The sequence below is a fragment of the Microbacterium sp. genome (genome assembly GCF_036823965.1).
GTDB lineage: Bacteria > Actinomycetota > Actinomycetes > Actinomycetales > Microbacteriaceae > Microbacterium.
The window spans coordinates 512492-526401 of sequence record NZ_DAITBE010000001.1; the positions used below are offsets into that span (position 1 = coordinate 512492).

15 protein-coding genes are annotated in these 13910 nt (G+C 68.7%); 10 read left to right on the forward strand and 5 right to left on the reverse strand.

The features are described 5' to 3' along the window. Window positions 1–99 precede the first annotated feature (99 nt). Both V7Z82_RS02450 and V7Z82_RS02455 read left to right on the forward strand, forming a co-directional pair. A complete protein-coding gene (locus tag V7Z82_RS02450; RefSeq protein WP_334147630.1) occupies window positions 100–1104 on the forward strand; it encodes a TerC/Alx family metal homeostasis membrane protein in 1005 nt (334 codons plus the stop codon). A 12-nt stretch (window positions 1105–1116) separates the two neighbouring features. Further along, the gene (locus V7Z82_RS02455; protein WP_334147632.1) at window positions 1117–1467 is read left to right on the forward strand and encodes a DUF2834 domain-containing protein; all 351 of its coding nucleotides are present in this window, start codon (window positions 1117–1119) and stop codon (window positions 1465–1467) included. Here V7Z82_RS02455 and V7Z82_RS02460 read toward each other — a convergent pair. Further along, complete coding sequence (locus tag V7Z82_RS02460; protein WP_334147634.1) at window positions 1430–2026, reverse strand: LON peptidase substrate-binding domain-containing protein; 597 nt, start codon at window positions 2024–2026, stop codon at window positions 1430–1432. The genes V7Z82_RS02455 and V7Z82_RS02460 overlap by 38 nt on opposite strands. 36 nt (window positions 2027–2062) lie before the next feature. On the opposite strand from V7Z82_RS02460, the gene V7Z82_RS02465 reads away from it, so the two are divergent. Further along, window positions 2063–2560 carry a DUF427 domain-containing protein gene (locus V7Z82_RS02465; protein WP_334147636.1) on the forward strand — a complete coding sequence of 166 codons (498 nt, stop codon included), beginning with the start codon at window positions 2063–2065 and terminating at the stop codon, window positions 2558–2560. A 21-nt stretch (window positions 2561–2581) separates the two neighbouring features. Here the strand turns inward: V7Z82_RS02465 and V7Z82_RS02470 are convergent, their stop codons facing one another. Together V7Z82_RS02470 and V7Z82_RS02475 are read right to left on the reverse strand one after the other, a co-directional pair. Further along, on the reverse strand, window positions 2582–3895 hold the full coding sequence (locus V7Z82_RS02470) for an LLM class flavin-dependent oxidoreductase (RefSeq protein ID WP_334147638.1): 1314 nt from the start codon (window positions 3893–3895) through the stop codon (window positions 2582–2584). Next, window positions 3892–5187, reverse strand: a complete 1296-nt coding sequence (locus V7Z82_RS02475) for an O-acetylhomoserine aminocarboxypropyltransferase/cysteine synthase family protein (RefSeq protein WP_334147639.1) — start codon at window positions 5185–5187, stop codon at window positions 3892–3894. The genes V7Z82_RS02470 and V7Z82_RS02475 overlap by 4 nt, the downstream gene beginning before the upstream one ends. 187 nt (window positions 5188–5374) lie before the next feature. Here V7Z82_RS02475 and leuC point away from each other — a divergent pair, with 187 nt between their 5' ends. From leuC to V7Z82_RS02505, 6 genes are all read left to right on the forward strand, one after another. Then, window positions 5375–6826, forward strand: a complete 1452-nt coding sequence (leuC, locus tag V7Z82_RS02480) for a 3-isopropylmalate dehydratase large subunit (RefSeq protein WP_334147641.1) — start codon at window positions 5375–5377, stop codon at window positions 6824–6826. A gap of 2 nt (window positions 6827–6828) precedes the next feature. Continuing rightward, the gene (gene leuD, locus V7Z82_RS02485) at window positions 6829–7428 is read left to right on the forward strand and encodes a 3-isopropylmalate dehydratase small subunit (RefSeq protein WP_334147643.1); all 600 of its coding nucleotides are present in this window, start codon (window positions 6829–6831) and stop codon (window positions 7426–7428) included. 63 nt (window positions 7429–7491) lie between these two features. Beyond that, window positions 7492–8859 carry a UDP-N-acetylglucosamine 1-carboxyvinyltransferase gene (gene murA, locus V7Z82_RS02490; protein WP_334147645.1) on the forward strand — a complete coding sequence of 456 codons (1368 nt, stop codon included), beginning with the start codon at window positions 7492–7494 and terminating at the stop codon, window positions 8857–8859. 5 nt (window positions 8860–8864) lie between these two features. Further along, a complete protein-coding gene (locus V7Z82_RS02495) occupies window positions 8865–9620 on the forward strand; it encodes a lysophospholipid acyltransferase family protein (RefSeq protein WP_442927560.1) in 756 nt (251 codons plus the stop codon). Further along, entirely contained in the window at window positions 9610–10743 is a 1134-nt protein-coding gene (locus tag V7Z82_RS02500) for an NAD(P)H-dependent glycerol-3-phosphate dehydrogenase (protein WP_334147649.1), read from the forward strand. Before V7Z82_RS02495 ends, V7Z82_RS02500 begins: the two co-directional genes overlap by 11 nt. Beyond that, the gene (locus V7Z82_RS02505; RefSeq protein ID WP_334147651.1) at window positions 10649–11731 is read left to right on the forward strand and encodes a D-alanine--D-alanine ligase family protein; all 1083 of its coding nucleotides are present in this window, start codon (window positions 10649–10651) and stop codon (window positions 11729–11731) included. Before V7Z82_RS02500 ends, V7Z82_RS02505 begins: the two co-directional genes overlap by 95 nt. 29 nt (window positions 11732–11760) lie before the next feature. Here the strand turns inward: V7Z82_RS02505 and V7Z82_RS02510 are convergent, their stop codons facing one another. Beyond that, window positions 11761–12243, reverse strand: a complete 483-nt coding sequence (locus tag V7Z82_RS02510; protein WP_334147653.1) for a DUF3515 domain-containing protein — start codon at window positions 12241–12243, stop codon at window positions 11761–11763. A 23-nt stretch (window positions 12244–12266) separates the two neighbouring features. Between V7Z82_RS02510 and thiL the strand changes: the two genes are divergently transcribed. Then, window positions 12267–13262: a thiamine-phosphate kinase gene (thiL, locus tag V7Z82_RS02515; RefSeq protein WP_334147655.1), complete on the forward strand. Its 996-nt coding sequence runs from the start codon at window positions 12267–12269 to the stop codon at window positions 13260–13262. On the opposite strand, the gene rsmD is transcribed toward thiL, so the two are convergent. Beyond that, on the reverse strand, window positions 13232–13855 hold the full coding sequence (gene rsmD, locus V7Z82_RS02520; protein WP_334147657.1) for a 16S rRNA (guanine(966)-N(2))-methyltransferase RsmD: 624 nt from the start codon (window positions 13853–13855) through the stop codon (window positions 13232–13234). The genes thiL and rsmD overlap by 31 nt on opposite strands. Window positions 13856–13910 lie beyond the last annotated feature (55 nt).

A 13910-nucleotide genomic window follows, 5' to 3' on the forward strand; every position in this document is an offset into this window, starting at 1 on the left:
CGAGCACCGCCATCGCTGCTCCGGGCGCGCGACGCACATCGTGTGCGGGGGAGAGACTCTCGGGAATCGTCGACCCCTCCCGAAAGGCGCAGTGCGCGCGTGAACATCCCCGTCTGGTTCGAAGTCGGCTCCCTCGTCGTCCTCGTCCTCATCCTCATCGGCGACCTGATGCTGGTGCGTCTGCGCCCGCACATCCCCTCGACCAAGGAGTCGACGCTCTGGGTCGCGTTCTACGTCGGCCTGGCGCTCGTCTTCGCCGGGTTGCTCGCGGTCTTCGCTGGCGGACGGTTCGCGGGGGAATTCCTCACCGGGTGGGCGCTGGAGTACAGCCTCTCGATCGACAACCTCTTCGTCTTCGTGCTGATCATGGCGCAGTTCGCGGTGCCGCGACGACTGCAGCAGATGGTGCTGATGGTCGGCATCATCATCGCCCTGGTGCTGCGCGGCCTGTTCATCATGCTCGGCGTCACGATCATCGAGAACTTCTCGCCGATCTTCTACATCTTCGGCGCGTTCCTGATCTACACCGCGATCCGTCAGGCGATGCCGGAGGGCGACCACGACGGCGAGGTGCAGCGCGAGAACTTCATCGTCCGCCTGCTCCGCCGCCGCATCGACATCAGCGACGAGTACGACGGCAACAAGATCCGCACGATGGTCGACGGCAAGCGCATCTGGACCCCGATGGTGATCGTCTTCGTCGCGATCGGCGTGACCGACCTGATGTTCGCGATCGACTCGATCCCCGCGATCTTCAGCATCACGCAGAACAGCTTCCTGGTCTTCACGGCCAACATCTTCGCGTTGATGGGGCTCCGCCAGCTGTACTTCCTGCTGGGCGATCTGCTCGACCGCCTCCGTTACCTGCACTACGGCATCGCCGTCATTCTCGGCTTCATCGGCATCAAGCTGATCCTGCACGCGATGCACGAGAACGAGCTGCCGTTCATCAACGGCGGCGAGCACATCGAGTGGGCGCCGGACATCCCCATCTGGCTCTCCCTCACCGTGATCGTGGTCGCGATGGCGGGTGCGACGATCGCGAGCCTGATCGCGTCCTCGCGGGAGAAGCGCGCGGCGAAGAAGGTTTCGATCACCGAGTGAGATCATGGCGCCATGACTCGTCATTGGACGCCCCTGGCTCTCGTCTACCTCGTGCTGGCAGTGGCCGGGCTCATCGGCACGTGGACGTTCAACGTCTTGGCGATCACGCAGATGACGGACTTCATCGGCGACCTGCTCGGCAGTGGCCCCGCGGTGTCGTCCATCACGGTCGATCTCCTGGTCGTGGCGATCGCCGGCAGCGTGTTCATCATCGTCGAGGCGAGACGGCTCGGGATGCGACGCGGCTGGCTCTACGTGGTGCTGGCGGGAGTGACGGCGTTTGCGTGCATGTTTCCGCTGTTCCTGGCGATGCGTCAGCGGCATCTCACTCGGCTGACCACAGCAGCTCCGCCTCGAGCGTGAGATCGATCACCTGACGGAGCAGCCCGCCGGCCGTGGTCGACCGCAGCAGGGTGTACCTGTCGTACTCGCCGAGCGGAGCGATCGCGGCGAGCTGCCACGCCGCGGCGATCGGGGCGTCGGAGAGCTCGGTGTCGGCATCCCACCGCGCGTCCGGTGCGCGCGCGAGCGTGCGCCGCACGATCGCCTCCGCTTCGGTGCGCAGTGGGGAGAGTGCGTCGTCCCACTCGAGTTCGGGCAGCGGAGTGACCTCGGCGCGGGCGTAGGGATCATCGTCCAGCCACTGCTCGACCGTGAAGCGCTCGGTACCGACCGCAACGACGTGCAGCACCTCGGCGTCGGCGGCGACGCTGATCAAGCGGGCCATCGTGCCGACGCTGCTGCGCCGGTCGCCGCCACCGACCTCGTGGCCGCGCTCGATGAGCACGACGCCGAAATCCGCATCGTCCTCGTCGAGCAGCCGCCCGATCATGGTGAGGTATCGCGGCTCGAACACGCGCAGCGGAAGCGGAGTGTGCGGCAGGAGCACCGAGCCGAGCGGGAACATCGGGAGCACGATCATGAGCCCAGTCAACACCGAGAGACGTACAGTGAACAGATGCGCAGACCGACCCCAGTCGCCCCCGCTCCAGGTCAGGAATCCGTGTGGGACTATCCGAGACCCCCGCGGGTCGAGCAGGTGCCTGAGCGGGTCACCATCCGCCTCGGCGGCGCGCTGATCGCCGATACCCGCAACGCGGTGCGGGTGCTCGAGACGAGCCACCCTCCGGTCTACTACGTCCCGATCGCCGATTTCGTCGATGGCGCGCTCGCGGATTCCCCAGGCACCTCGTTCTGCGAGTTCAAGGGCGCCGCGCGCTACTTCGATGTGCGCAGCGGTGGCACCGTGCGCGAGGGCGCGGCGTGGAACTATCCGGATCCGTCTCCCGGCTTCGAGACGCTCGCCGACCGGGTCGCCGTGTATGCGCAGCACATGGACGAGTGCACGGTCGGCGGAGAAGTGGTCGTTCCGCAGCCTGGCGGCTTCTACGGCGGGTGGGTCACGTCGTCCGTCGTCGGACCGTTCAAGGGCGTGCCCGGCTCCATGGGCTGGTAGCGCCCGGCCCGCAGCGGCCGGTCAGAACGCGCGCAGGTTCGCCTGCAGCCCGCCGTCGACGTACTCGCGACGGAGGATGCCACGGCGCCGCAGGACCGGCACGAGCTCGTCGAGCGTGCGGTGCAGCGTCACCGGGTGGAAGTCCCCCCAGAGCAGCACACCGTCGTTGCCCCAGTCGCCCAGCTCCTCGATGAGGTCGGCGAACTCCTCCGCCGTGCCGACGAAGCCGCTGCGATCGTTGATGCGACCCGCGCGGACGAGCGCCGCGAGGTGCGCACGCAGTGGTGCATCCTCGCCGCGGTCGCCGATCAGACGCTGGATGCTTCCGCGCGAGACATGCTCGCCGAAGATCGACAGATCGAGCGGCGCGTCGAGGTCGAGCGACGTGAGATCGGTCTCGAGATCGCTGGACTGCTTCCGCGCGATCTGCACGAGGGCGGCCTCGTCAGGGTGGGCGGATGCCGCGACGATCCGGTCCGCCTCCTCGGCGGAGCCGGTGATCACCGGCTGGATCGCGAAGAGGATCTTGATGTCCTCCGGGCGCCGCCCTGCTGCGATCGCGGCGTCGTGGATCTTTGCCCGGTACGCGCGAACGGATGCCTCGTGCAGCGGCGCGAGCGCGAGCTGCACGTCGGAGTTCGCGCCGGCGAAGCCGAGTCCGCGTCCGGAGCCGCCGGGGGAGATGATCGCGGGCTCGCCGTCGGTGAACGGCAGCGCATTGAGCGGGCCCTCGAACGCGTAGTGCTCGCCGCGGTGCCGCACCGCGCGCAGTTTCGAGCCGTCGGCGTACACATCCGTGTCTCGGTCGAGCACGAGCGCCCCGTCGTCCCAGCTGCGCCAGAGGGAGCGGATGCCGTCGAGCCATTCGGCCGCGCGGTCGTAGGCGGCGTCGTGCCCGAGCGGCGGCGCATCGGAGAAGTGCCGCGCGCTGCCGGTGTCGGTCACGACGTTGAGGCCGAGACGGTGCCCGCTCAGGTGCTGCAGCGTCGAGAACTGGCGAGCCGAGGTGAACGGCAGCGATGCTGCCGGGTTCACGGTCGGTACGACGCCGAGGTGCGTCGTCGCCTGGAAGAGATACGGGGCGAGCAGCAGCGGGTCGTGCTTGGGGCCGCCGAAGGCATGCCGGACTCGCAGGTCGATCGTCTCAGGCGAGCCGAGCGATGGGCTGTCCTCGATGATGACGAGATCGAAGCCGGCCTGCTCGAGCGTGCGGGCAGCCTCCTGGTAGATCTCGGGCCTGGTCCAGTCGTAGTCCCAGTCGAGCGACGGGTAGCCCCAGCCCTGAGGGCCGAAGCCGCGTGCGAGGAACCAGCCGAAGTGCTGCGGCCGACTCACGCGACGACCTCCTCGACCGCCTGCAGCACCTGGGCGAGGTCGCCGATCAGATCGTCGACGTCTTCGATGCCGATCGACAGGCGGAGGGTGCCGGGGCGGATGCCGAGGACCTCGCGCTCCTCGTCGGTGCGCTGCGCGTGGCTGGTCGTGCCGGGGTGCAGCACGAGCGAGCGCACGTCGCCGATGTGCGTCATGTGCGTGAACACCTGGACCCCCTCGACGAAGCGCCGCGCTGCGGGCAGCCCGTCGCGCAGCGTGAATGTGAAGATCGATCCGGAGCCGCCGCCGAGGTAGTGCTGCGCCTTGGCATGATCCGGGTGCGATGGCAGCCCGACGTAGTCGACGCTCTCGACCGCTTCCTGGCTCTCCAGCCAGCGTGCGATCTCGAGCGCGTTGCGCGACTGGCGCTCGACGCGCAGGCCGAGCGTCTCGGTGCCCTGCCCGATCAGGAAGGCGTTGAGCGGCGACGGCGACGCGCCGAACCGCGGCGCGACGGATTCGCGGGCGTAGGCGATGCGGGCGTTGCCGCCGTGGCGCGATGCGACGCTGGGCTGGCCGCCGCGGCCGGGGAGCACCAGATGCGGGGCGTTGTGACCGGCGCGCGCGGCGTCGAAGCGCCCGTCGTCGATCAGCACGCCGCCCAGCACCGACCCATGACCGGCGAGGAACTTCGAGGCAGAGTGGACGACGATCGCCGCACCGTGCTCGATCGGGCGGACGAGATAGGGCGTGGCGAGCGTGTTGTCGACGATCAGCGGGATCGCCGCCTCGTCGGCGACGGCACTGATCGCAGCGATGTCGAAGATGTCGTTGCGGGCGTTCGCGATCGACTCACCGAACAGCGCACGGGTGTTGGGACGGATCTCCGCTCGCCACGCCTCGGGGTCTGCGATGTCGTCGACGAACGTCGCCTCGATGCCGAGTCGTGCCAGGTTGTCGAGCAGGAGTCCGCGCGTGCCCTCGTAGATGTGCGTCGAGCTGACGATGTGATCGCCGGCACCGGCGACCGTGAGGAATGCGGTCACGACCGCGGCCTGTCCGCTCGCCACCAGCACCGCGTCCGCGCCCGACTCGAGCGCGGCGAGCTGCCGCTCGACAGCGCGGACGGTGGGGTTGCCGGTGCGCGTGTACCCGAAGCCGGTGCCGGTGCCGAAGTGATCGGCGGCATGGTCGAAGTCCTCGAACTCGAACCCGGCGGTCAGATAGATCGGGGTGGCGCGCGCTGCGGCCGTCTCGCGGACCCGCCCGGCGTGGACGGCCCGGGTGACGAAGCGCGTGGAGTCGACGGTCATGCGGTGCCTCTCGATCGATCGGGTGAACAGTAGAGTGTCACGTCGCGTCATCGCCCGCCGAAGCGGTGGTAATCTGACGACATGCGGATCGTGCTCCTTCTTAGCGGCCGCGACGAGATCTCGTTCTGAGCCCCTCCTCGTCGCGGAGTCCATCGTGGGCCGAACCGCCATCCTCAGGAGACACGCAATGAACACCCCCGCACCCGGTGCCGATTCCGTTCGCCCCCGCACGCTCGCCGAGAAGGTCTGGGACGACCATCTCGTCGTGAAGGGCGAGAACGGCGAGCCGGATCTCATCTACATCGACCTCCACCTCGTCCATGAGGTGACCAGTCCGCAGGCCTTCGACGGCCTCCGCAGCGAGAACCGTCCGCTGCGTCGCCTGGACCTGACCATCGCGACCGAGGATCACAACACCCCGACGCTCGAGATCCACAAGCCGATCGCGGACCTCACCAGCCGCACCCAGATCGAGACGCTTCGTCGCAACGCCGCCGAGTTCGGCGTTCGACTGCACTCGCTGGGCGACGCCGAGCAGGGCATCGTGCATGTCGTCGGCCCGCAGCTCGGACTCACCATGCCCGGCATCACGGTGGTGTGCGGCGACTCGCACACCTCGACGCACGGAGCATTCGGCGCCATGGCCTTCGGCATCGGCACGAGCGAGGTCGAGCACGTCATGGCGACCCAGACGCTGCCGCTGAAGCCCTTCAAGACCATGGCGATCACCGTCGACGGCACGCTTCGTCCCGGTGTCACGGCGAAGGACATCATCCTGGCCGTCATCGCCAAGATCACCACCGGCGGTGGACAGGGCTACGTGCTGGAGTTCCGCGGCAGCGCGATCCGTGCGCTGTCGATGGAGGGCCGCATGACCATCTGCAACATGTCGATCGAGGCCGGCGCCCGCGCAGGCATGGTCGCGCCGGACGAGACGACCTTCGAGTACCTGCAGGGCCGCCCGCATGCGCCGAAGGGCCAGGACTGGGACGACGCCGTCGCCTACTGGCGCACGCTGCCCACCGACGAGGGCGCGACGTTCGATGCCGAGGTCTTCATCGACGCCGACGAGCTCGAGCCGTTCGTCACCTGGGGCACGAACCCCGGCCAGGGCAGCTCGCTGTCGTCTTCGGTGCCGAACCCGGTCGAGATCGCGGACCCGAACGAGCGGGCCGCCGCCGAACGTGCGCTCGAGTACATGGACCTCACGCCAGGCACCCCGCTCAAGGAGGTGCCGGTGGACGCGGTCTTCATGGGCTCGTGCACGAACAGTCGCATCGAGGATCTCCGTGCCTTCGCATCCATCATCCAGGGCAAGCAGAAGGCGGACGGCGTGCGTGTCATGGTCGTTCCCGGCTCGGCGCGGGTGCGTCTCGAGGCAGAGGCGGAGGGTCTCGACAAGATCATCACCGACTTCGGCGCCGAGTGGCGATTCGCCGGCTGCTCGATGTGTCTCGGCATGAATCCCGATCAGCTCGCGCCGGGGGAGCGCTGCGCCTCGACCTCGAACCGGAACTTCGAAGGCCGCCAGGGCAAGGGCGGACGGACGCACCTGGTCTCGCCGCTCGTCGCCGCAGCGACCGCCATCCGCGGGACGCTGTCGAGTCCCAGTGATCTGCTGATCGAGGAAGAGGTCTGATCATGGAGAAGTTCGTCACCCACACCGGCATCGCAGCGCCGCTGAAGCGCTCCAACGTCGACACCGACCAGATCATCCCCGCCGTGTTCCTGAAGCGCGTCACCAAGACGGGCTTCGACGACGCGCTGTTCTACGGCTGGCGGCAGGACCCGGAGTTCGTGCTGAACCAGGCGCCGTTCATCGGCGCGTCGGTGCTCGTCGCCGGCCCCGACTTCGGCACGGGATCGAGCCGCGAGCACGCCGTCTGGGCGCTCCGCGACTTCGGTTTCTCGGTGGTCCTGAGTCCCCGTTTCGCTGACATCTTCCGCGGGAACTCGGGGAAGCAGGGCCTGCTGGCCGCGACGATCTCGGAAGAGGACCTCGAGCGGATCTGGGCCGAGATCGACGCGAATCCCGGCACGAGCATCACGGTCGATCTCGAGGCGCGCACCGCCTCGATCGGCGACGTCCAGGCCGACATCGGGATCGACGATTACACTAGATGGCGGCTCCTCGAAGGGCTCGATGACATCGGGCTCACGCTGCGCAACGAAGACAAGATCGCGCAGTTCGAGGCCCGTCGCGAGTCGTGGCGGCCCCGCACTCTCCCCATTCAGCACTAGGGGGCAGGTCGGGGGGTCAAGGGGGCGACCGCCCCGATATCAGTGAATGAAGTGAGGCTCCGAATGACGACACCCGTGCGCGATGCTCTTCCGGACGGAGCCCCTGCTCTCACCGGCGACGTCCTCGCCATCCGAGGAGGGCGCCCGCTGCGCGGACGTGTCGACGTCAAGGGTGCGAAGAACCTCGCCACCAAGGCGATGGTGGCCTCGTTGCTCGGCGAGACGGTGAGCACCCTGCGGGATGTCCCCGCGATCAGTGACGTCGCCGTGGTGCGCTCGCTGCTCGAGGTGCACGGCGTCCGCGTCTCCGAGGGCGACGAGCCGGGTTCACTGGTGTTCGACCCGAGTGATGTCGAATCCGCCCACTTCGAGGAGATCGACGCCCATGCCGGCGCGTCGCGCATCCCGATCCTGTTCTGCGGCCCGCTGCTGCATCGTCTCGGTCAGGCCTTCATCCCCGACCTCGGCGGATGCCGCATCGGCGACCGTCCGATCGACTTCCACCTCGACGCGCTGCGCAAGTTCGGCGCCGTCGTGGAGAAGCTCCCGAGCGGCATCCGTCTCTCGACGGGCGGCGCCCGTCTGCACGGCGCGAACATCCACCTGCCGTACCCGAGTGTCGGCGCCACCGAGCAGGTGCTGCTCACGGCCGTCCGCGCCGAGGGCGTGACCGAGCTGCGCAACGCCGCCATCGAGCCCGAGATCATGGATCTCATCGCCGTGCTGCAGAAGATGGGCGCCATCATCTCGTACGAGCCCAACCGGGTCATCGTGATCGAGGGCGTCGAGAAGCTCCGCGGGTACGACCACCGTTCGATCTTCGACCGCAACGAGGCAGCGTCCTGGGCATCCGCTGCGCTGGCCACCGACGGTGAGATCTTCGTCGGCGGCGCCAAGCAGCAGGAGATGCTCACGTTCCTGAACGTGTTCCGCAAGGCCGGCGGCTGGTTCGACATCCAGGAGGACGGCATCCTCTTCCGGCGCGACGGCGAGCTCAAGCCCGTCGTGATCGAGACCGACGTGCACCCCGGCTTCATGACCGACTGGCAGCAGCCGCTCGTCGTCGCCCTGACGCAGGCGAATGGACGCTCGGTCGTGCACGAGACCGTCTACGAGAATCGGCTCGGCTTCACCGACGCCCTCGTGAAGATGGGCGCCGACATCGTCGTGCACCCGCGCGGCCTGCAGGACGGTCCTCGCCGCGTCCCGCGCCGCGACCTCGAGCAGGCGGCCGTGATCACCGGTCCGACGCCGCTGCACGGCGCAGACATCGTCGTCCCCGATCTCCGTGGCGGATACAGCCACGTGATCGCCGCACTGACGGCATCCGGCGAATCGAAGGTGTCCGGTGTCGACATCCTGAGTCGCGGGTACGAGAAGTTCCTCGCCAAGCTCGATGCGGTCGGCGCCGACTTCGACGTCCTCCGGTGACCCGCATGAGTGCCCGGTCCTCCGAGGTCACGCGACCGAGCCTGTTCTGGCCGGTTGCGGTGGTGGTGATCCCGCTGGTGTCGCTGCTCGCGAAGATCCGAGTGGTGGGCGCGGAGAAGCTGCCGGGGGAAGGCTCCTTCGTCCTCGCGCCGAACCACTACTCGGAGTTCGATCCGCTGGTCGTGGCCGTCGCCGTGTGGCGAGCCGGCCGCGCTCCGCGGTTCATGGCGAAGGAGAGCCTGTTCCGCATCCCGGTGCTCGGATGGATCATGCGTCGCACCGGGATGATCCCGGTGGCTCGCACCTCCTCGGCCACCGCGGCGAAGCAGACCATGAAGCAGTCGGCCGAGCTCGTCGAGCACGGCCGCGGCGTCATCGTCTACCCGGAGGGCACGCTGACGCGCGACCCCGAGCTGTGGCCGATGCGCGGCAAGTCCGGTGCAGTGCGTCTTGCGCTCGCTGACGGCATCCCGCTGGTCCCGATGGCCCAGTGGGGCACGCAGGAGATCATGGGCCGCTACCAGAAGGGTCTGAGCCTCTGGCCGCTGCGCAAGCCGGTCCGCGTCCTGATCGGCGACCCCATCGACGTCTCCGACCTGCGCGGACGCGCGGGAGAGCAGGCCGCGCTCACTGAGGCGACCACCCGTCTGATGAACGCCATCACGGTGCTGCTCGAGCAGCTCCGCGACGAGAAGGCGCCGGCCGAACGCTGGAACCCCACGACGCACGGCCAGAAGGAGACGGGTCGCCTTGACTCCTAAGAAGATCGTGCAGACGGGTCCGAGAGCAACCGTCATCGGCTCCGGCAGCTGGGGCACCACCTTCGGCAAGATCCTCGCCGACGGCGGCGCCCAGGTCACGATGTGGGCCCGTCGAGCCGAGCTCGCGCACGAGATCGACGAGGCCAAGCGCAACTCCCGCTATCTGCCCGGCATCAACCTGCCGCGGTCGATGGCCGCGACGCACGAGCTCGCCACGGCGCTCGACGGCGCTGAGCAGGTGTACCTCTCGGTGCCGAGCCAGTCGCTGCGCGAGAACCTCAAGGCGCTCCGCCCGCTCCTCGCCGACAGTGACGCGAAGATCGTCAGCCTGATGAAGGGCGTCGAGCGCGGCACCGGACTGCGCATGAGCCAGGTGATCCAGCAGGAGCTCCGCTGCGACCCCGACCGCATCGCGGTGGCATCGGGTCCGAACCTCGCACTCGAGATCGCCCGCGAGCAGCCGACGGCCGCCGTGATCTCCTCGCGCAGCCAGGAGACGGCAGAGATCGTCGCCAGGGCGGCGCGGAACAGCTACTTCCGCACCTTCGTGAACACCGACGTCATCGGCACGGAGTTCGGCGGCGTGCTGAAGAACCTGATCGCGGTCGCGATCGGCATCGTGGACGGCGTCGGCTACGGCGAGAACACGAAGGCATCGATCATCACGCGAGGCCTCGTGGAGATGACCGATTTCGCGGTCGCGAACGGCGCGCACCCGGAGACGCTCCAGGGGCTGGCCGGGCTCGGCGACCTGATCGCGACCTGCCAGTCGCCGCTGAGCAGGAACAACACCGCAGGGCGGCTGCTCGGACAGGGCTACAGCTTCCAGGACGTCGTGAAGCAGATGCAGCAGACCGCGGAGGGCCTCGCGTCCGTCGCACCGGTGCTGCAGCTCGCGCGCGAGTCCGAAGTGGACATGCCGATCGTCGAGCAGGTGAAGATGGTGCTCGATGGCAAGATGGATCCCCGTGACATCGCCCCCCACCTGACGACGGACGACGACACCCCGCAAGGGGAGAGGACCAACCATGGACAAGCAGACGGTGGTGGTGCTCTTCGGAGGGCGCTCCAGCGAGCATTCGATCAGTTCCGCAACGGCGGGGGGCGTGCTGGGCGCGATTGACCGCGACCGCTACGCCGTGATCCCGGTCGGGATCACCCGTGAAGGGGCGTTCGTCCTCGAGGACGACGACCCGGCGAAGTTCCCATTGGATGCCGAGCATCTGCCGGAGGTCGTCGACAACGGCAGCCGGGTGCGCTGGCCGGAGCCCGGCGGCGACCGCACACTGCGCGTCGTGCGCACCGACGGTTCGATCGACGACCTCGGCGAGATCGACGTCGTGCTGCCGATCCTGCACGGGACCCACGGCGAGGACGGCACGATCCAGGGCTACTTCGACACGCTCGAGGTGCCGTACGCCGGTGGCGGCGTGCTCGACTCCGCACTCTGCATGGACAAGCACTTCATGAAGATCGCGCTGCAGGCCGCCGGCCTGGCGGTCGCCCCCTGGGTGACGGTTCGACGTCGGCAGTGGGATGCGGATGCCGCGGCCATTCGGGATTCCGTGGCCGAGCTCGGTCTCCCGCTGTTCGTCAAGCCGGCTCGCGCCGGCTCGAGCGTCGGCGTCTCGAAGGTCGACGCGCTCGACGAACTGGACGCGGCACTCGCCATCGCCTTCGCGGAGGACGAGAAGGTGCTGATCGAGACCGGTGTGACCGGTCGTGAGATCGAGGTCGCGATCCTCGAGAGCGCCGACGGCACCCGTGCCTCGCTCCCCGGAGAGATCGTGCTGACCGCGCGTGGGTTCTACGACTTCGAGGGCAAGTACCTCGGCGGTGACGGCGTCGACGTCGTCTGCCCCGCTGAGGTCAGCGAGGAGGAGCTCGCCGCGATCCAGGATGCAGGTATCCGAGCCTTCGACGCGGTCGACGGACGCGGCCTCGCGCGGGTCGACATGTTCCTGACGTCGGACGGCGGTCTCGTCGTGAACGAACTGAACACGATGCCCGGGTTCACGCCGATCTCGATGTTCCCGAAGTGCTGGGTCGCGTCGGGGCTCAGCTACGGCGACCTGATCTCGGAGCTGATCGAGGCCGGTCTCCGGCGCTGAGGATCAGCCGTCGAGATTCCCCGCGGTGTTCAGCCGACGGGGAACTCGACGCGATCCGTGCACTTCGCAGTCGCTGGGGAGAGCCCGGACTGGATGCTCTTGGAGAGCTTGTCGACGATCGTCCCGAAGTCGATCTCCTCGCCGCGCTTGATGTTGACCTCGACTGCGGGGTCGCGACCGTAGGTCACGAGACGCTGCCTGGTGTCCTCCTGGTCGAGTACGAGCCAGTCGATGCCACCGAGCGTGGTGCAGACGAGCGCGGACGGTGCAGGCGGTTCGACGCCGCATCGGAGCACGATCGTGGGGTCGCCCCATGCGCCTGTCGCCTGGGCATCGGTCCATACGCGGTCGAAGCCGCCGACGTTCTCGGGGAGCAGCACGGAGACCGCGGCGCACACCGGATTGTTCGCGTCGACCGCTGGTTCGAGATGCACCGTGGTCGAGCAGCCGGAGAGGAACGCGACCGCGGTCAGCGCAGCACCGGCGGCTGCGAGACGGTGAAGACGGGACATGCTTCCAGGCTACCTTTGACAGCATGTCCTCCCGACCCGAAGCCGATGATCCGCGCCTCGGCGACCTCTCCGAAGGCGCCATCCTGCACGCGATCCTGTCTCGGACCGCGCCGGCGACGCACACGCTGATCGGCCCCGGCGACGATGCGGCCGTGATCGCGGCGCCATCCGGCACGGTCGTCGCGACGACGGACACCCTCGTGCACGGCCCTGATTTCCGACTCGCATGGACGAACGGCTACGACCTCGGCTGGAAGGCGGCCGCGGTGAACCTCGCCGACGTCGCAGCGATGGGTGCGACACCGACCGCGCTGCTGGTCGCCCTCGCGATCCCGCGCGATCTGCGTCTGTCGTTCGTCGAGCGGCTGGCCGACGGCTTTCGCGATGCCTGCGATGCGCTCGCGCCGGGGTGCGCGGTGGTCGGCGGCGATCTGACCACGTCCGACGTGCTCACGGTCGCCGTGACGGCGCTGGGCGATCTGGGCGGACGACGTGCGGTGACCCGCGCCGGCGCGCGTCCCGGTGATGTGGTCGCGGTGGCGGGTGAGCTCGGGCATGCCGCGCGCGGACTCGGCATCCTGTTCGGCCGATTCACCGAACACGGCGTGCCGGTGGCGGTCGACGCGTCGAAGCTCGCACCAGGAGAGCGCGGCGCAGTGGATGCGCAGCTGCGGCCGTCGCCCCCGATCGGTCTCGGCCCGGTCGCATCGACAGCCGGTGCGACCGCGATGATGGACGTCTCCGACGGGCTGGCACTCGACGCCCGCCGCATGGCAGCGGCTTCGCGGATCACGATCGCTCTGGACAGCGCCTCACTGGGCGCCGACCCGGCCGGTGCGCTGGCCGGTGGCGAGGACCACGCGTTGCTCGCCACATTCCCGGAGGGGATTCTGCCCCCGGGCTTCCGCGTGATCGGCGAGGTGCGCGAACAAGGACCTGAAGCGCTGCTCTGCGACGACGAGCAGGTCGATGTGAGCGGCTGGGATCCCTACCGGGACTGGGACTCGGCGTCCGGCTGAGCCGAGGCGTCCGGCTGAGCCGAGTCGTCCATGTCCACCGGCGTCGCCCACCACAGCGTGGTGTCGCCGTAGGACTTCTCTCGGATCAGTTCGAGGCCGGCCGATGCCAGGTCGGGTGCGGTCGACCGTTTCGCGCGTTCCACCACGACGAGCGCGTCGGGTGCGAGCAGGGGTGCGAGCAGCTGCAGATCGCCGTCCATCGCTGCGTCGTCGAGGTCGTACGGCGGATCGGTGAAGACGAGATCGAACGGGCCGCTCGCGCGTTGCAGGTACGGGCGCACCGCGCTCTCATGCACTCGCGCGGTCGGCAGGTTCCCTGCTCGCGCGACGGTCGCGGCATTCCGGCGGATCACCGCGGCGGCAGCGCGCCCGCTCTCGACGAGTTCGACGCTCGATGCGCCCCGGCTGAGCGACTCGAGTCCGAGGGCTCCCGAGCCCGCGTAGAGATCGAGCACTCGCGCACCCTCGATGGCATCCGCGGAGTCCAGCGCGCCGAACAGGGATTCGCGCACACGGTCGCTGGTGGGCCTGGTGCCGGCGTTCGGGACGTCGAGTCTGGCGCCGCCGGCGCTGCCGGAGATGATCCTGGTCACCCGAACACGATACCGACCGCACGCGGGTCGGGGTGTCCGCGGCGTTCTTTAGACT